At 60.1% G+C, this 17,738-nt stretch carries 16 protein-coding genes and 1 tRNA gene; 2 read left to right on the top strand and 15 right to left on the bottom strand.

Translation table 11 applies throughout. The annotated features are described in order from the left end of the window. Positions 1-446 precede the first annotated feature (446 nt). The 7 genes from nrdG to yajC form a co-directional block, all read right to left on the bottom strand. On the bottom strand, positions 447-977 hold the full coding sequence (gene nrdG / locus Q0Z94_RS08015) for an anaerobic ribonucleoside-triphosphate reductase activating protein (protein ID WP_298068535.1): 531 nt from the start codon (positions 975-977) through the stop codon (positions 447-449). A gap of 2 nt (positions 978-979) precedes the next feature. Continuing rightward, positions 980-1,894, bottom strand: coding sequence for a hypothetical protein (locus Q0Z94_RS08010; protein WP_298068532.1), 915 nt, complete (start codon positions 1,892-1,894; stop codon positions 980-982). Positions 1,895-2,538: 644 nt separating this feature from the next. Then, complete coding sequence (locus tag Q0Z94_RS08005) at positions 2,539-2,802, bottom strand: hypothetical protein (RefSeq protein ID WP_298068529.1); 264 nt, start codon at positions 2,800-2,802, stop codon at positions 2,539-2,541. A 55-nt stretch (positions 2,803-2,857) separates the two neighbouring features. Continuing rightward, positions 2,858-4,567, bottom strand: a complete 1,710-nt coding sequence (locus Q0Z94_RS08000; RefSeq protein WP_298068525.1) for a putative sulfate exporter family transporter — start codon at positions 4,565-4,567, stop codon at positions 2,858-2,860. A gap of 829 nt (positions 4,568-5,396) precedes the next feature. Next, on the bottom strand, positions 5,397-6,512 hold the full coding sequence (gene secF, locus Q0Z94_RS07995; protein WP_298068523.1) for a protein translocase subunit SecF: 1,116 nt from the start codon (positions 6,510-6,512) through the stop codon (positions 5,397-5,399). Between the two features lie 15 nt (positions 6,513-6,527). Then, on the bottom strand, positions 6,528-8,108 hold the full coding sequence (gene secD, locus Q0Z94_RS07990; protein WP_298068521.1) for a protein translocase subunit SecD: 1,581 nt from the start codon (positions 8,106-8,108) through the stop codon (positions 6,528-6,530). Between the two features lie 101 nt (positions 8,109-8,209). Then, on the bottom strand, positions 8,210-8,575 hold the full coding sequence (yajC, locus tag Q0Z94_RS07985) for a preprotein translocase subunit YajC (RefSeq protein WP_298068519.1): 366 nt from the start codon (positions 8,573-8,575) through the stop codon (positions 8,210-8,212). Positions 8,576-8,911: 336 nt separating this feature from the next. Here yajC and argB point away from each other — a divergent pair, with 336 nt between their 5' ends. After that, positions 8,912-9,793, top strand: coding sequence for an acetylglutamate kinase (argB, locus tag Q0Z94_RS07980; protein WP_298068537.1), 882 nt, complete (start codon positions 8,912-8,914; stop codon positions 9,791-9,793). Between the two features lie 112 nt (positions 9,794-9,905). On the opposite strand, the gene Q0Z94_RS07975 is transcribed toward argB, so the two are convergent. From Q0Z94_RS07975 to Q0Z94_RS07940, 8 genes are all read right to left on the bottom strand, one after another. Then, positions 9,906-11,180, bottom strand: a complete 1,275-nt coding sequence (locus tag Q0Z94_RS07975; RefSeq protein WP_298068517.1) for an aldo/keto reductase — start codon at positions 11,178-11,180, stop codon at positions 9,906-9,908. A 163-nt stretch (positions 11,181-11,343) separates the two neighbouring features. Next, the gene (locus Q0Z94_RS07970; RefSeq protein WP_298068515.1) at positions 11,344-12,519 is read right to left on the bottom strand and encodes an iron-containing alcohol dehydrogenase; all 1,176 of its coding nucleotides are present in this window, start codon (positions 12,517-12,519) and stop codon (positions 11,344-11,346) included. A 349-nt stretch (positions 12,520-12,868) separates the two neighbouring features. Then, the gene (gene lpxA / locus Q0Z94_RS07965; RefSeq protein WP_298068513.1) at positions 12,869-13,678 is read right to left on the bottom strand and encodes an acyl-ACP--UDP-N-acetylglucosamine O-acyltransferase; all 810 of its coding nucleotides are present in this window, start codon (positions 13,676-13,678) and stop codon (positions 12,869-12,871) included. After that, positions 13,679-14,146: a 3-hydroxyacyl-ACP dehydratase FabZ gene (fabZ, locus tag Q0Z94_RS07960; protein WP_298068511.1), complete on the bottom strand. Its 468-nt coding sequence runs from the start codon at positions 14,144-14,146 to the stop codon at positions 13,679-13,681. Positions 14,147-14,249: 103 nt separating this feature from the next. Continuing rightward, entirely contained in the window at positions 14,250-15,359 is a 1,110-nt protein-coding gene (gene lpxD, locus Q0Z94_RS07955; protein ID WP_298068509.1) for a UDP-3-O-(3-hydroxymyristoyl)glucosamine N-acyltransferase, read from the bottom strand. 16 nt (positions 15,360-15,375) lie between these two features. Next, positions 15,376-15,933 carry an OmpH family outer membrane protein gene (locus Q0Z94_RS07950; RefSeq protein ID WP_298068507.1) on the bottom strand — a complete coding sequence of 186 codons (558 nt, stop codon included), beginning with the start codon at positions 15,931-15,933 and terminating at the stop codon, positions 15,376-15,378. 152 nt (positions 15,934-16,085) lie between these two features. Then, positions 16,086-16,643, bottom strand: coding sequence for a homoserine kinase (thrB, locus tag Q0Z94_RS07945; RefSeq protein WP_298068505.1), 558 nt, complete (start codon positions 16,641-16,643; stop codon positions 16,086-16,088). Positions 16,644-17,065: 422 nt separating this feature from the next. Next, a tRNA-Ala gene (locus Q0Z94_RS07940) sits at positions 17,066-17,141 on the bottom strand. A gap of 346 nt (positions 17,142-17,487) precedes the next feature. Here Q0Z94_RS07940 and Q0Z94_RS07935 point away from each other — a divergent pair. Further along, positions 17,488-17,738 (top strand): hypothetical protein (locus Q0Z94_RS07935; RefSeq protein WP_298068503.1); only part of this gene is annotated, 251 nt, incomplete at its 3' end.

Below are 17,738 nucleotides of genomic sequence, written 5' to 3'. Positions count from 1 at the left end.
TATAAGTTCGGTCTGTTGTCGACTATCTAGTCTGCTGCGTCTTTCATACATGCTGCTATCCTAGCTCTTTTTTCTTAGCTAGGACAGCCCCAAATTTTTATTTTTGCCATGTTAAAATACCGCTTCTGCGGCTGGAATGGGGCAGAAAAGACAGCAGACGCGGTCCCATACACTGAAAAAAGAGGAGATGACACTCTGAGTTATCTCCTCTCTCCTGGACTCATACTGCCCGCCGAACAGGGTGAGGGCGGCGAGACTCGCATTCTGCTGAACGGCATGGATGGGCGAGAAACGCGCCACATGGCCTGCTCTTCGTTCTCTGAACCGGGTAAAACAGAAATCGCCGGTTCGGAGCTCCGAACCGGCGTCCTGAACGGGCAGATTGACGGAAGGCGGTGCCGCCTTTACCCATGAATCTCCTTTTCTCTTGTCAAAAAGGGCGGGGTTCAGCGTTCGCTTTCGGCGTTGAGGGGATCGAGGATGGGGATCCAACCCTGGGCGATGCTGGCCTGCACATCGAGGATGCGCTGATTGCGGGAGCCGCGGAAACGCAGTTCCAGCGATTTCTGGGCCATGAGGAAGGGCCCGTCCACCAGCAGATCCAGCAGGGAAAGGAGCTGGCGGCAGTCAGGCTTTTCCCGGAGCTGCTCGAAGGTATAGCCGCTGAAGGCCGTGAGATGGTAGCCGCGCCGCCGCAGTTCCGCAGCCAGAGGAATCAGGGCGGCCGCCTGCTCGAAGGGTTCACCACCGCTGAAGGTCACCCCGTGAACGAGGGGATCGCCCTGGATACGGTTCAGCACCTCCTGCGCAGAGACCAGTTCCCCGCCTTCAAAATCCCAGGTTTGCGGGTTCTGACAGCCCGGGCAGTGCGTGCGGCAGCCCTGAAGGAAGAGGACGAAACGCAGTCCCGGGCCGTCAACGATGGACTCTTCAATGACGCCCGCAACGCGCAGTTCGGCGTTCTCCAGTGTGGTCATGCTCACTGTTCACCGCCGTCAGCCGCAACTTCCACCCCTTCAGGCGCTTCGTGAGCTGTCTGAGCTTCGGCCTGAGTTTCGGTCTGTTCCTCGGCATCGGCGATGCGTCCCTGAAGCCAGAAGATCATGTCCACATCGTCGCCTTCCCTGGGGACATAGCCTTTGACGCAAATGCGCTCCGGTGCGTAGATGATGACGTAAACGGGATGTTCGGGATCCCCCAGCCCCACGCCGAAGCGATAAATCTTCTGCTGAGCCTTTTCGGGACCGAACATGAAGCTGTCCACATCAAAAATCACGGCGCGGGCCTGGTATTCACTGCAACGCTCGCAGATGTCGACGATGGTACGCCCCTTCAGCGGAACCTTGAGCGGAGGAACGTCCAGCCGAGTCTTGTCGGGGTTGGCCTTCATCCATTCGATGGCGTGGTGTTCGTAAGCCGGGCCTTCGGTGACGGTAAGTTCATCCAGAAGCGCACGGCGGATTCCGAAACAAAGTCCCGAAAGATACCAGGTGCGCGCCTCGTCCTTTTTCAGGCCATCCGCATCGCGGAAAAACAGCGGGTCATAGAACCACATGGGAGGAAGACCTTCCGGCTTTGCCAGAATTTCCCCGGCATGTCCGTCCTTCCAGGAATAGGATTCGAGGAATTTCATCTCGTTGGAGAAGCCTTCCATAAAGGGGAAGAGACATACGGCAGGCATCTGTCCATCGGGTTTGCCGGCCACGACCACTGCGGAGCGCAGAAGGGATTCCTTCGGCCAGGCCATGAGCATACGTTCGATGTTTTCATCCTTTCTGGCCCAGGCGGGACGGGTTCCGCCCAGTTCCAGAGTGGTGGCGATGACGCCGGAAATGTCCTGAGGGCCGACTCCAAGAGGAAACCACTTGTCGCCCATGCTTTCACTGTGCTGCATAACGTTCATCCATGAAAAAAGGATTTCGGGACTTGCCCGGGTGTTTCAATCCGCAGTCGCTCCATCCGCCGGCTGAGTCCGCAACCGACTTCCCCGCTTCGGCTGCGTAACCATGTTTGCCGGCAGAAGCCGGACAAACACGCCGCCTTCGCTATCAGCTCGCTGACGCTCGCGCGATTACCCCGCTTCGGCTGCGTCTCTATGTTTGCCGGCAGAAGCCGGACAAACACGCCGCCTTCGCTATCAGCTCGCTGACGCTCGCGCCTCCGGCGGTTAAGGATAGGGCGGTCAAGGATAGGGGCGTACGGATTGCCCCTCCTGCCCTGCCCGATGGTGCGCAGCCTGCCCGCTGTCAGCGGCGCACGCGCCGCGCCTCCGGCAGCCAAGGGAGAGGTAACGGAAAAAGATTTCATCGGCTTCGCCGTCTTGTCAACTACTCTTTTCCTCCTGAAGGGGGAAGTCTCAAACCACAAAGGAATTTTTTGATGAGAGAAGATTAGCACAGGCCGCTTCCCGCGTCTACGGACGGGGAGGAGCGCCGGCGGGCGCACGGCAGCTTTTTGAAACCGTCACAAGGAGGACAGAGATTTCGACGGCAAAAAAAATACCGAAGGCTAACCTCCGGTATTCAGCCTCCCTGTGCGCTACAGGGAAGACTTTCTGGCTTCGAGCGCCCTTTGCACAGCCTCGCGGGAAGCCATTTCGCTTTCCAGCGATATGGGGACGTCCGTGTAATAGATGGCGCCCGCGGCAATATCGTACTTTTCCTGCTGCTCGCAGGAGTGCCGCAGCGCCGGAACAACCGTGTAGACCCAGGGGATGGCTTCGCCGAATACCAGCCATACGGCCACAGCGCAGACGATAAGACGGATCCACGGAGAAAATCTGGAGGGAGAGGAGTCGGACATAGTGAAAAAGACAGCCGCGCCGTCTGAGGTGACGACGCGGCTGGAAGAGGTTTGGTTAGATGCTGGCGGTGATTTCAGGGAAGACCTTGTAGAACATGATCCACGCCATGAGCAGCGTCAGGCAGAGGTTCAGGGACTGGCCGCAGACATACAGGATGATCGGCTTGCCGCCCTTGAAGTACTTGGCGAGTTCCTTGAAGTTGGTGGCGAGACCGATGGACACGAAGGCCAGAGCGAAGAACCAGCCGCGCAGGGGCACCGTGACCTTGTTGACGCCATTGGAGATCAGGGCGTTGCCAAGCTCGCTGCCGAGGTTGCCGGAGATCGTGGAGAGGATGATGGAGGCTGCCAGGAAGCCGAGAACGAACTTGGGGAAGCGGTTCCAGATTTCCATGGGGCCGACAGTGGTTCCCTCTTCATGAGCTTCGACCTTGGTGGCGAAGTAGATGGCCACGCAGAAGGCGCTCACACCGATGAGCACGTTCTGGATCATCTTGATGGTAGCGGCAACCTGCAGGGCCTTGGGTCCGATGAAGGCGCCGGCAGCGGCCACGGAACCGGTGGCGTCGATGGTGCCGCCGATCCAGGCGCCGCCCAGGATTTCAGGCATACCCACAGCCTTGATGAAGGCGGGCATGAGAACCATCATGATGGCGGTGAAGACCATGGACAGACCCACGGACAGCGTCAGCTCTTCCTTCTTGGCACGGCAGGCAGCGGCCACGGCGATAGCCGCGGAGGTGCCGCACACGGACATGTCGGCGGAGATGGTGATGTTCAGGGTCTTGGATTCCATCTTCAGGACCTTCTGGCCGAAGACGTAGGTGGAGATCAGAACGATGGGGGTGACCACCCAGGCCACGAAGATGCCGGGGATACCAATGGCCAGGATTTTGTTGAAGAGAACTTCAGCACCCAGCAGCACGAGGCCGGACTTGATGAAGTATTCCACCTGCACGGCGGGCTTGATCCACTTGGGGGTACCGATAGTGTTGGACACCACCATGCCGATGATGATGGACCAGATTTCCGCGTTCAGGCCATACTTGGAAGCAGGACCGTACCCGCCCAGGAAGTTGGCGAGCAGGCAGAGAATCCACACACCGATGAAGCCGATGAAGTAGGAGGCAACGTTGAAGCCCATCACGGCCATACCAACGGAGGTGATCACGCCAAGGCCGAGGCCGAGGATAATGAGGCCGGGGATGAGGTTCTTGTCGGAACCAACCTTGGCGGCAGCGGCGGAGGAAGCCTTGTCGGCCTTCTGCCAGGCGGCGATGGCGGTTTCGGCGGCCTTGTTCAGGTCGGCGTTGGCGAAGGATTCGGCAGCGGCGGAAGCCTGAGCGGTCTTGGCTGCTTCCAGAGCGGCGGCAGCGGCGGCCTTGGCTTCGGCGGCGGCGGGCTTGGCGCCTTCGTTGGCGTGCTTCACGAAGGAGTCAACAGGGTTGCCGGACCACTTGGCGGGAGTCGCCAGGTAGCCGATGAGCGTTTTAGCCGCGGGCAGAGCACTGCCGGCGACGCTCTTCTTGGCCGCCTGAGCCTGGATCAGCTCGATGGTCTGGATGGGTTTCGCCTTTTCGGCAGCGATCACCTGATTGTAGGAGGCGAGCTTGCTTTCGATGTCGGCACGACCGTTCATCATGATGATGCCGGCTACGATGATGAAGAAGAAGCCGACCCATATGGCCCAGTAGTCTTCCTTGAGCCACAGATCAGACCATTTTGCCCTGCCATCATCGCGGACAATGTCTTGTTCGTTTGCCATAAGAAAATCCTCTGCTAAAAAGATTAAAAGGTTCTCCTCAACCCATTTGTCCTTTGTATAACAAATCCCCCCAGCAAGGGCAAGGGTTGAACCACCTGTTCGGAATTTTTTGTCGGTCTGCGGTCTCTCGCTGGAATTTTTGTCAATAAAAATAAATAAATATTTATGATAAAAATTTTCTGAAGCCCTTCTTTTCTCCCGCCAAAGAAGGCAGAAGGAACCATTTTTTTTTGAGATTTTTCCCTGAAAAGGCGAAAACCCGGAAACTGGAACCCCAGAAGCCGAAAAAATCCATTTCAGAAAACAAGGCGGATAGAGAGCGTTCGGCGCGAAGCTGTTCACGCTGATGCACCGGTTTCATCCTTTCCCCAGAAAGCGCAGCCCTCTGCGTGCAGAGAAAAGATTTTCAATAATTTCACCTGAATGGAAACTGCCTCCCCGATTTCTGCCGTAGGGGATATTCTGGAACGTTCTCTCGAAATATGCGGAAAAATCGTCTGCCGGGGCGTCCGAAAACACGCCTTCCGCTCCCTCAGCCGGGTTCTGGGAAGGCTTCTGCGGCGCAGCATGATACTTTTTTATCCTGCACCCGGCTTGCCGCAGGCCGGGAGACAGGTTCTGCGTGTGCCTGTTTGCGCAGATGGCGGGTTTCCCGCCTTGAGGGACAGAGGAACAGGCCAGATGCGCCGCTTCGCCGGGATTCCTGGTTTGACCTTTGCTGAACGCGCGGTAAGGCCGTTCCCCTGATAGAAACAGACTGCCGCCCTGTGGTCAAAAAAAAGCCCCGCTCCGCAGGGAACGAGGCTTCTGGGAGAACGTTGACTCCGGATCAGACGATGCCGTGTTCGCCTGGGCGCTCGTAGTCGTCCTTCTTGCTGGCCTTGCGCTGGTAGAGAGCCGCATCGCCAAAGGCGATGAGGATGGGCGAGGCCACGAAGATGGAAGACCAGGTACCGAAGATGACGCCCATGGTGATGGTGAAGGCGAAATCGTGGATGACGCTGCCGCCCAGGAAGAACAGGGCGAAGCTGGCGACCACGGTCGTCGATGAGGTCATGATGGTTCGGGCCATGGTCTGGTTGACGGACTTGTTGATGATCTCGGCCATGGAGGGCTTGGGTCCGTTTTCGGGTATGGCCCGCAGATTTTCGCGGATACGGTCATAGACGACGATGGTGTCGTTGATGGAATAGCCCACGAGGGTGAGCAGCGCGGCGATGACGTTGAGGTCGATCTCCACGCCCACAAGGGTGAGCAGGCCCAGCGTGGCCACCACGTCGTGGATGAGGGCGATGATGGCGCCCAGCGCGAAATTCAGCTTGAGCCGCCAGCAGCAGATCAGGGTGACGGCCAGGCCGATGGCCACGCCCCAGAGCTGGTTGAAGCCGAGGTAGCTTGCGCCGGAAACGGCCGCCCACATGACCGCGGCCATGGCCCCTGCCATAAACCAGCTATGCTCGAAACGGCCGGAGATGTAGACGGTGATGAGCAGCACGGCGTAGAACAGGGCTTCGATGGCCATGTTGCGCAGATCGTTGCCGACCTTGGGGCCGACGGATTCCAGGCGCACAATGGAAGAGGCGTTGTCCGGGATGCTGGACTTCAGGGCTTCCGAGACGCTGTGCCGCAGATTCTGATTGTCCGTGGTCTCCGAGGCGGAGAAGCGCAGCAGGTAGTCGCGGTCTTCGGTGCCCACCTGCTGAACCGTCAGCCCGTTGAGTTCCACGTTTTGCAGGGCCTTCTTCACCTGTTCGTCGGGAATGGGCCTGTCGAACTGTATCTGCACCATCACGCCGCCGGCGAAATCCACGCCGTAGCGCAGACCGCCGTTCCAGACGATGGCGGCGAGACCGACGAGGATGAAGGCCAGCGAGATGACGTAGGCGATGCGGCGGAAGCCGGCAAAGTCTATGTTGGTCTGACGGGAAAGAATGGAGAATGACATGCGTGACCTCCTGTCCTAAACGCTGATCTTCCGCCCGCCGTTGGCCCGCATCCAGAGTTCGAAAATGACGCGGGACACGAAGATGGCGGTGAACATGGATGCCACGATGCCGAGGGACAGCGTGACGGCGAATCCCCGGATGGGTCCTGTGCCGAACTGGTAGAGGATGGCCGCGGTGATAAGCGTGGTCAGGTTCGAGTCGGTGATGGAGATGCTGGCGCGGCTGAAACCGGCTTCCACGGCTTCGAGGGCGGTGAGTCCCAGCTTCAGCTCTTCGCGGATGCGCTCGAAGATCAGCACGTTGGCGTCAACGGACATGCCGATGGTGAGCACGACACCCGCGATGCCGGGCAGCGTGAGTGTGGCTCCGAACAGCGTCATGCCGGCCATGAGTATGGTCAGGGTGAAGCAGAGCATGAGGTCGGCGATGACGCCGGACAGTCCATAATACACGGGCATGATGACGAACACGGCGGCTGCGCCCACGAGAGACGCCTTGATGCCGCTGTTGATGGACTCCTTGCCCAGAGACGGGCCGACGGTGCGCTCTTCCAGAATGGAAACAGGGGTAGGCAGGGAACCGGCGCGCAGCACGATGGCCAGATCCTGCGCCTCCTCCGTGGTGAAGCTGCCGGTGATGGAGGCGCGGCCGCCGGAGATGCGATCCTGAATGACGGGGGCGGAATAGACCTTGCCGTCGAGGACTATGGCCATGCGCTTCTTGATATGGTCACCGGTGATGCGCTCGAAGTTGCCGGCACCGCGGTTATTGAACTCCAGCGCCACATAGGACTGACCGAACTCGTTGAAGGCCGGGCGGGCGTTGGTGATGTCCTCGCCGCCCATGAGCGCTTCGCTGTCCAGAATGATGGTGCTTTCGTGCTGTTCACCCAGCCGGTCCGTGGTGATGAAGGGGAAGCGGGCGGTTCCGGCGGGAAGCATGATGGCGTTGGGATCCACGTCATCGCGCACGAGGTGAAATTCGAGGTGCGCCGTCTGTCCGATGATCTGCACCGCACGTTCGGAATCCGTCATGCCGGGGAGCTGCACCTGCACCTGATTGTCGGACTGCTTGCGGATATCGGGTTCAGCCACACCGAACTGGTCGATACGGTTGCGGATGGTGCGCACTACCTGTTCCATGGTCATATCTTCCGTCTGCTGGCGGGCGGGCGCAGAAAGGGTGTAGACATAGCTGCGGCCGGAGGCGGTATCCCCGGAGCTCACCTGATGCAGGTTGGGGAACCATTTGGACACCATGGCTTCAAAGGCGCCGGCCTGATTGACGCGGGGCAGGATGACTTCCAGTTCGCCGCTGGCGTTCAGCCGGGGCTTGACCAGAGAAATTTTTTCCTCGCCGGCGCGGGCGCGCAGATCCTGGCCGGTCACGGAAAGGGCGTTCTGGATGGCCTTGTCCACATCCACGCCCAGGGTCAGGTTCATGCCGCCCTTCAGATCGAGTCCCAGATTGATGCGGTTCTGGATAAGCGTTCCCAGAGGGGAATCTCCGAAGATGGACAGATTGGGCAGAGCGTACATCAGAACGGCGATCAGCGCCGCGATGGAGAAGGCCAGGCGTAAGCGCAGAGCTTTCATACAGGGGTCCTTGGAAAGAGCATGACGGGAAAAATACACGGAAAGACCGCCGCGCCCTGCTCCGGGCAGGACGCGGAAGCCTGAAAAAGGGTCTCGGAACGCTACTTCTTTTCGTCGGGAGCGGCGTTCTCTGTACTTTTGTTGAGCGCCTTGGGATCATAGGTGCTGCTGATGAAGCCGCGGGGGATGCGTACCTTGGTATCGCCAAGATCAACGACGAGGATGTCGCCTTCCACATCCACGATACGGCCCAGCAGACCGCCGGAGGTGATGATGTAGGAACCCTTGCCCAGGGAGGAGAGCATGGCCTTGTGTTCCTTGTTGCGCTTCTGCTGAGGACGGATCAGCAGGAAGTAGAAGACCGCGAACATGAGGATAAGGGGCACAAAGGATGCGAGTGCTCCCATGGGGCCTTCAGCGGGGGCAGCGCCTGAGGAGCCGGCGGCATAGGCGATGGATGTAAACATAGATTCTCCAATATTGAATTTTGCAGGACAAAGTCCCGCGGCAAAACGACGTCTTCTTTCTTATCCTGTTGTGTTCTTTTACGCAATGGGTTGAGAGGCTTCCGCAAAAAAAGGCGTGCCGCACGGCCCGGATGCAGGGAAAAAACGCCCCGAACACTGGACATTTGGGGAGAATGCGAGGACTATGACGCCAGAAACCATTCCGCCCGGACGCTCCCCACGGAGAAAAGCAATAATGCAGCAAAGCCCTTCAGGGCGGGGTGGGGTTCTATCGGCCTGAAGGCCGAGGTCTCAAACCATAAAGGAAGTAAGATGATGACCTCTATGTCCGATCCTATGGAACAGGCCCGCCTGCAATCCCGTATCCTTATTGAAAGCCTTCCCTATCTTAAGGAATACCACGGCGAGACCGTCGTCATCAAATACGGCGGCCACGCCATGACCGATGAGAGCCTGAAGCTGGCCTTCGCCCGCAACATCAGCCTGCTCAAGCTGGTGGGCATTCATCCCGTGGTCGTGCACGGCGGCGGCCCCCAGATCAACCAGATGCTCGCCAAGCTGGAAATCAAGTCCGAATTCCGTCAGGGGCATCGCGTCACCGACAAGGCCACGATGGACGTGGTGGAGATGGTGCTGGTCGGTTCCGTGAACAAGAGCGTGGTGAACCTCATCAACAAGACCGGCGCCTGCGCCGTGGGTCTGTCCGGCAAGGACGGCCTGCTGCTCGAAGCCCGCAAGCTGGCCATGACCATCGACCACGGCTTGCAGCAGCCGCCGGAAATCATCGACCTCGGCAGCGTGGGCAAGGTCACGCGCGTCAACACCCAGCTTTTGAACTCGCTCATCCAGGACAATTTCGTGCCCGTCATCGCCCCTGTGGGCGTGGACAAGGGGGGGCACACCTACAACATCAACGCCGATTCCGTGGCCGGGGCCGTGGCCGGAGCACTGAAGGCCAAGCGGCTGCTCATGCTCACCGACGTTGCCGGCGTGCTGGACAAGGACGGCAAGCTCATCGAACATCTCAACATTGCCGACATCCCAGCACTGAAGGCCGACGGGACGCTGACAGGCGGCATGATCCCCAAGCTCGACTGCTGCCTCGACGCACTCTCCAAGGGCGTAGGCCGAATCTCCGTGGTGGACGGCCGCGTGGAAAACTGCGTCCTGCTCGAGCTGCTCACGGATCAGGGCATAGGCACGGTTCTCGAAAGCTGAACCCGGCACTTCCCGCTGCTTTCGGGAACGGGAGCCGCTGATTCCAGAAAACCGAAGCCCGCCGCAAGGGAATTTTCCCATCCCCGGCGGGCTTTCTCTGTACCAGCGGGGGCTAATACCAGTCGTGCTTTTCGCCCCTGTCGAGTGCGTCAATCTGCCGCATTTCCTCTGCGGTCAGTGTGAAGCCGAACAGGTCAAGGTTCTCACGGATATGTTCCGGATTGCCTGAACCCGGAATGACCGCAAGTCCCCTTTGCAGCTCCCAGCGCAGAACAACCTGCGCCGGAGAGACGCCGTGGGCTCCGGCGATGGCCGCAAGGCGTTCATGGCCCAGCAGGTCTGCCGTATATCCCCTGCCGCCGAGGGGATACCAGCACTGCACGACCATGCCCTGCTTCTGGATAAAGGGCACAACTTCCCGTTCCTGATAAAAGGGATGGATTTCATTCTGAACGAGCGCGGGAAGGATGCTGATCTGCGGCAGAAAGGCGTTCAGCTCCTCAGCGTACCAGTTCGAAAGGCCAAGGGAGCGGATCTTTCCCGCTTTGACATACCCTTCCATGGCGCGATACGCGCTCACATCGTTCGCTCCCGGGTGGTGCAGGAGCATCATGTCGATGTAGCCGAGGTCAAGGACTGCCAACGCCCGTTCGATGGCGGCTTCCGCTTCGGCGAACTGATTCGGATAGATCTTGGTGATGACAAAGATGTCTTCGCGGGGAATGCCGTATGCCTTCATCGCCCGGCGGACGCCCTCGCCCACGGCGGCTTCGTTGTGATACATGTACGCCGTGTCAATGAGCCTGCCGCCATTCTTGAGCAGGGTCATCACTGAGCGCACACAGGTTTCGTGATCCAGGGCGTAGGTTCCCAGCCCCACGATGGGCATTTCATGCCCGCTGTTCAGCAGGACCGTTTTTTTCTCGAAATCGAAGACTCCCACCGCTGCCCCTCCTTTCTGCCGGGCCGAAGCCGGAACTGTGCTGTTTTTCAGATCCGTATCCTGTGCTGATGCTGCGCCTCCGTGCTTTTTTGGCGCGAGCGTCACGTCCGCCGAGGCCGGACCGTTCGCCGCCAGCGTGTCCGCATCGCCCGCGCCGGCCAGTCTGCCGAAGGGAATGCGCGGCCCGCTGTCCCCCAGCGGCAGTACTTCATTCAGGAAGAGGACGAACCAGCCGTCATAGTAGAGCAATTCGCCCTTGAGATGCCCTTCCTCCCCGGCAAATCCCCTGCCTTCAAAGGGCAGCGCAGTTATGCCGCAATAGTCGATGGGACCCTTGTTCAGCCGCACGGTATACGGGAGCTGTTCCGCCATGAACCGCCCCGCCGCGTTGTCGTAAAGCAGGGCGTCATAGCTGCGGCCGCCGATGTCGACAGTGATCTCCATGAGCTTCTCTTCTCTCTTTTCTTCCGCGGCCCTGGCGCCTGTGCAGACCGCGAACGCGAACAAAAGGACAAGAGACAGAAAGAGCGCCCTTTTTTTCATGTGATTCCCTCCTTCATGCCGTTGTGCCGGGGAAGCCTGAAAGGAACAGGGGGCTGCGGACGGCTCAGCGTGCGCTGCGGTAGATGGACTCCAGGTCGTCAATATTCAGGGGTTTGATCTTTCCCACGGGGCCGCCGAATCCGGCGTAGCACTTTTCGGCCATGAGACGGATTTCCGCGTCCGTGGGCCGTACACCCAGTTCCGTGAGCGTGGTGGGCATATGGATGGAACGGAAGAAGTCCTCCATAGCCGCGATGCCCCTGAGCGCCGTTTCTTCGTCATCGCCGCGGGGAACGCTCATGACACGGGTGGCGAAGCTGACAAAGCGTTCGAGATTGCAGGGGTACACGAAACGCGCCCAGCTTCCCCAGATGGCGGAAAGACCGGCGCCGTGGGCCACGTCGAAAAGTCCGCTGAGTTCGTGTTCCAGCTTGTGGCAGGCCCAGTCGCCGCCGTCCGTGCCGCAGCCCGTAAGCCCGTTGTGAGAAAGGGCGGAGGCCCAGAGCACTTCGGCGCGGGAGGCGTAGTTATCGGGATGGTCACGCAGGATGAGCGCGTGGCGCATCACCGTGCGCAGCAGTCCTTCGGCAAAGCCGGCAGTCAGCTCCATGCCGCCGCTGTGATAGAACCAGCGCTCCATCGTGTGCATGAGCACGTCCACGCAGCCGCAGGCCGTCTGATAGGGAGGAACGGTCACGGTCAGGGCGGGATTCATGACGGCGAAGCGGGGCCGGGCGAGGTCGGAGGTATAGCCGAGCTTGAGCCGCCCTTCCTCGTTGGTGATGACGCAGGACGCGCTGAGTTCGCTGCCCGCGGCGGCCATGGTCACTACCGCGCCGAGGGGCAGACACGCCTCCGCCTTGCGCCTGCGCAGGAAGAAATCCCAGACATCGCCCGCGTTGGCCATGCCGTAGGCTATGGCCTTGGAAGAATCAATAACGCTGCCGCCGCCCACGGCCAGAAGAAAGTCCACGCCTTCGGCCCTGCCCTGCTCAATGCCCCTGCGGATCAGGGAAAGGCGGGGATTAGGCACCACGCCGCCCAGCTCCGTCCAGCTCACGCCCGCCGCTTCAAGGGAACGCCGGATGCGGTCGAGCAGCCCCGTGCGCTGCACGCTGCCGCCGCCATAGTGCAACAGGACGCGGTGCCCGCCCTGCTCTCTCACGAGTTCGCCGGTACGGTTTTCGGCGTCCCGCCCGAACACGACCTTGGTAGGACTGTGATAGACAAAATCGGTCATGAAAACTTCCTTTGTGGTTTGAAACCTTCCTCTTCCCCCCTGAAAAAAGGAAAAGAGCCGTTGGCAGGAGGCGAAGCTGATGAACTCTTTTTTGTAATCTCTCCCCTGGCCGCCGGACGATGCGGCGTGTGCGCCGTCGGGCTTTGCCCGCTCAAGTATGGTTGCGGCCGGCTCGCGGGGCAGGAGAGGCAATCCGCTCGCCCCCTATCCTTGACCGCCGGAGCGGGGAAGCCGCCTGCGGAGTCAGTCGGCGGACGGTCCGGCTGTGGATTGAAACAAGACTTCTCCCTGAGGACAAAACGGGAAGCAAAAAAGCGAAAAGGCCGCCCCGGCAGAGGGCGGCCCGAATTCAGACAGTGGCCTTTTTTCGTTCGTCGCCTGGGAGCACACCGCGCCTGCTCTCGCGCACGAACTGGATAAATTCCATGATTTCCGGCAGATAGCCGTATTCCGCTTCCAGTTGAAGCAGCGCATCCGGCCGGGGCATACCCGAGTACCAGGTCAGGCGGTAGGCCTGCTTGAAGGCGGAGAGCACTTCCATGCTCACCTTGGCGCGGCGCAGCCCCACGATGTTGGGAGACTGGACGGTGGCGCGGTTGCCCACGGCCAGCATCCAGGGCGGAAGATCCTGCGCCAGTCCGGACATGCCGCCCACAAAGGCGTGTCTGCCCAGCCGCACGAACTGGTGCACGGCCGAAAGTCCGCCGATGATGGCGTAGTCGTCCACAACGCAGTGCCCGGCAAGGGTGGCGTTGTTGGACATGACGATATGATCCTTCACCACGCAGTCGTGAGCGACGTGCACATAGGCCATGAGCAGATTGTCGTTGCCGATGCGCGTGATGCCTCCGCCGTCTTCCGTCCCGCGGTGGAGCGTGGTGAATTCCCGTATCCTGTTCCTGTCGCCGATGACGAGGTGGCTCTCCTCGCCGTGGAACTTCAGATCCTGCGGTTCGCCTCCGACGGCGGCGTAGGAATGGACGTGGTTGTCCTCGCCCATGGTGGTGTAGCGCTTGACCGAGGCCAGGGCGTCGATGCGTGTGCGCGCGCCGATGACAACGTGATCTTCGATGACGGCATATGGGCCGACGACAACGTCTTCACCCAGTTCTGCGCCGGGATCAACTGTTGCGGACGGATGGATGATGGGGGCTCCCATTCAGAAGGACTCCTTGGGAAGCGCAGATGCGGACAGTCTGGCCTCGGCGACGAGGGTACCGTCCACATAGGCTTTGGCATCCATTTTCCAGAGCTTCATCTTGTGCGTGAGGTTGGTACATTCCAGAACAAGCTTGTCGCCGGGGCGGACGGGAGCGCGGAAGCGCGCCTTTTCTATGCCGGCGAAAAGATAGATCTGATCGCCGGGATGTTCCTGAAACTCCGGGAAGGAATGCGCCACCAGGATGACACCGGTCTGCGCCATGGCCTCGATGATGAGGACGCCGGGCATGACGGGCACACCGGGGAAATGGCCCTGGAAAAAGGGTTCGTTGAAGGTCAGGTTCTTGTACGCCTGGATGCTCTCTCCGGGAACCAGCGCCACCACACGGTCTACCAGAAGAAAGGGGTAGCGGTGCGGCAGGATGCCGAGTATCCCCTTGATGTCGATGGAAATGGGTTCGCTCATGGTCTCTTTGCCTTTGAGGTTGCGGAAATGGGTTCAGGGCGCGGCCCCTCCGAGATACGAGGACGGAGCCTTGCCGGACGGCACAGTCAGGACTGCGGCGCGCTTAGCTCTTATGATGCATTTTGGCCATCCAGCGATTCCACATCGTGGCGAGGGAACGGTCGGCCTTCTTCTCCGTCATGGGCTTGTGCCCCAGCTCTTTTTCGAGCCTGGCCACACGCTTGAACAGCTCCGGCAGCTTGGGGATGAGCGTGGCCGTGCGCAGGTAGGTATTATAATCGGTTGTGGGAGAACCGCCGACCACCTGCCCTTCGCCGATGTCCTTGGCCACGCCGGCCTGCGGCCCGATGGTGGAATTGCTGCCGATGTGCAGATGGCCCGACACACCGGCCTGCCCTGCCATGGTCACGTTGTCCCCCACATGGGTGGAACCGGAAATGCCCACCTGGGAAACGATGAGGCAGTCCTTGCCCATGCGGACGTTGTGACCGATCTGGACGAGGTTGTCGAGGCAGGTGCCGTCGCCGATGACGGTCGCGCTGAGCGCGGCGCGATCCACGGCGGAGTTGGCCCCGATCTCCACGCGGTCGCCGATCTGCACATGGCCGATCTGCGGTATCTTCTGGATGCCCTCCGCGGTACGGGCAAAGCCAAAGCCCTCCGCGCCGAGGACGGCTCCGGGCTGGAGCACGCAGGAAGCACCGAGGACGGTTCCGGCCATGAGCACCACCCGCGGATACAGGATGCACCCGTCTCCCAGCGTACATTCCTCTCCAATGTAACAGCCGGGAAACACGATGCAGCCCCTGCCGAGGGAGGCGCGGGGACCGATATAGCAGAAGGGGTAGATGGTGCACCCCTCGCCGACGTTGGCCTCGGGATGGACGCAGGCCAGATGGCTGATGCCCGTGAAGCTGCCCTGCGGATGGGCAAAGAGCGTGAGCGCCTGGGCGAACATGGGGTACGGATCGTCAGTGACAAGGGCGCGGCGTACGTCCGCCTCGTGGTCGGGACGGACAATGACGGCTCCGGCCTGCGTCGCTTTCAGCTGATGAGCGTATTTGGGGTTCGACAGGAAGCTCAGCTCCGTGGGGCCGGCTTCTTCCAGCGTGTTGATGCCCGTGATGACGATGTCGTCCTCAGGGGACTTCAGGCTCAGCCGCAGACCGAGCCGTTCTGCGATCTCTGAAAGCCTGTAGGCGGATGCGGGCATGGATCATGCTCCTGGTTTATTTTGCGGAGCTGAGATCGAACTTGCCGCCCTTGGACTTCCAGACTCTGTTCACTTCCTCGATAAGCCCGGAGGTAATATCCGTGCCCTCGACAAAGGCCATGACGGCGGTGGCATCGATGATCATGTCATAGCCGTTCTTCTTGATAAAGCTGTTGCTCGCTTCGCGCAGCACATCGGTCATCTGTGCGTTGATGGCCTGCTGGACACGGGAAAGGCGCTGCGTGTAGGCTGTGCCCTTGGCGTCCAGTTCCTGGGCCTGCTTCTGAATCTTCTGGGCGCGTTCGTTGCGGGCTTTTTCCGAGAGCGCAGCCGCCTGCTTACGGAGATCCTCGGCCTGCTTGTTGAGATCCGCACCCTGCTTCTCCAGCTCCTGGCGTTCCTTGCCGAACATGGCCTGAAGCTGCTTTTCGGCTTCCTTGCCGGGGGCACTCTGAGAAGAAATGCGGAGAGAGTTGGCCACGCCGATCTTGCCGGCGGCCTGGGCCTGCACGGGAACAAGGACCGCAGAACAGAAGAACGTCAGAGCCAGTGCAAAAACCATACGACGAAGCATAGGAAAAACTCCTCTCATGGGAAAAAGAGCAAAACTTTGAGCCGTGAAACGGCAGGAATGACAGCCCAGAGTAGCCTTGAGGGCTGGACGGCGTCAAGGCTGATTTGCCGAAGAAGCGAAAAAAACTGCGTTGTTCCACCGATTTCAACGGGTCAGACGCGTCCCTGCCCGGCCAGTGCCTCAAGAACCTGCGCTGCGCTCTCCTGCGGGGTAAGTCCCCGCATCGCTACCGTGACCGTTGCATAGCGATGGTACAGGGCTTCCCGTTCCCTGAACAGGTCTTCAATGGTCTGCCCTGGAGCGATGGCCAGCCCGCGGGCAGGATTGAGTGCGATGCGTTCGAGTATGGTTTCCAGCGGCACATCCAGAAAGACCACGGGACCCAGAGAAGCCAGATGAGCCATGGTGCGCTGGCGGTAGACAACGCTTCCGCCCGTGGCGATGACCGCGCGTGCCAGTTGCAGGGAGCAGACCACGTCGGATTCCATCTCGATGAAGGCTTCCTTGCTCATGGCGTCGGCCACAGTCTGGAGTCTGGTTCCGTAGCTGGCCTCGATAATATGGTCGGTATCGGCGAAAGCCCAGCCCAGGGCTTCGGCCACCAGACGGCCAACCGTGGTCTTGCCGGAACCGGCCATGCCGATGATGCTGATGCAGCCGCCCTCCCCGGCAGCGGCGGAGGAAGGGGAAACGTGTGCGAGCGTACTCATGAAATGTCCTTACCGTACAAAAAGCTCGAAGCGGAAATTCCGCTCCGGGCGCAGGGATTGCGCAAAAACACCATAGCGCACACGACCGGGGATTGCAATTTCCTGAACAGGGGGAACCCGCCCCCCCACCTTCTGCGGTGAAGGACGCCTTTGCCGTCAGGATGGGGAAAGCCGTCACCCCCCCCCATAGTCTGAAAAAAAGTTTTCCCTGCTTCCGCATGAGACAAGAAAGGTCCGGATTATGGGAAAAGCTTCCTCCAGGAAAGAGCTTTTGAGACCTCACACGGGAACGTGTCTTCTCGGCGGACATCTCTTACAAAGGCATTCTTTTGCCGTGTGCCCGGCCATGGAATTTCCGGCTGTTAGTGGAGAACCCCACAAAAAAAGAGGGCCGCGGCTTCTGCCGTGACCCTCGTAAACTCTGGTGGAGATGAAGAGAATTGAACTCTTGGCCTCTTGAATGCCATTCAAGCGCTCTCCCAACTGAGCTACACCCCCGTTGCGGTCATCACTCTGCCAGAATCAGCCTGCCCCGTCAAGAAAAAAATATCTCACTCCCCAGCCTGCCTCATTCGCGTACTGCTCCACAGATGATTGCTCCGCATCGGCGGCGTACGCGCTGTCCTGCAGCCAGGCGTTTGCTTCCCTCTTCCTTGACCGCCGGAGGCGCGGCGTGTACGCCGCTGATAGCGAGCAGGCCGTGTGCAATCGGGCTTTGCCCGTTGCACATCTTTGCGGCCAGCGAGCGGGGAAGGCCGGGCGGAAGAAAGGTCACGCGGAGCGCGGCCGAGGGCAGCTTCGCTGCACGAGGCGTGCCCGCGTCAGAGTTGGCTAGCAGGTGCCTTTGCCGAACTGGAAGTTCGGCACTCTTCGCGTTTTTCCGGCAGGAAAAACAAGATGCCTTTCTCGGCAGAAGCCGGACAAACACGTTCGCTATCAGCTCGCTGACGCTCGCGCGACTACCCCGCTTCGGCGGCGTAACCATGTTTGCCGGCAGAAGCCGGACAAACACGCCGCCTTCGCTATCAGCTCGCTGACGCTCGCGCGACTACCCCGCTTCGGCGGCGTAACCATGTTTGCCGGCAGAAGCCGGAC

Origin of the sequence: uncultured Mailhella sp., from assembly GCF_947631555.1 — a bacterium.
Classification (GTDB): Bacteria; Desulfobacterota; Desulfovibrionia; order Desulfovibrionales; family Desulfovibrionaceae; genus Mailhella.
This window is presented reverse-complemented; position numbering and strand designations above follow the sequence as displayed.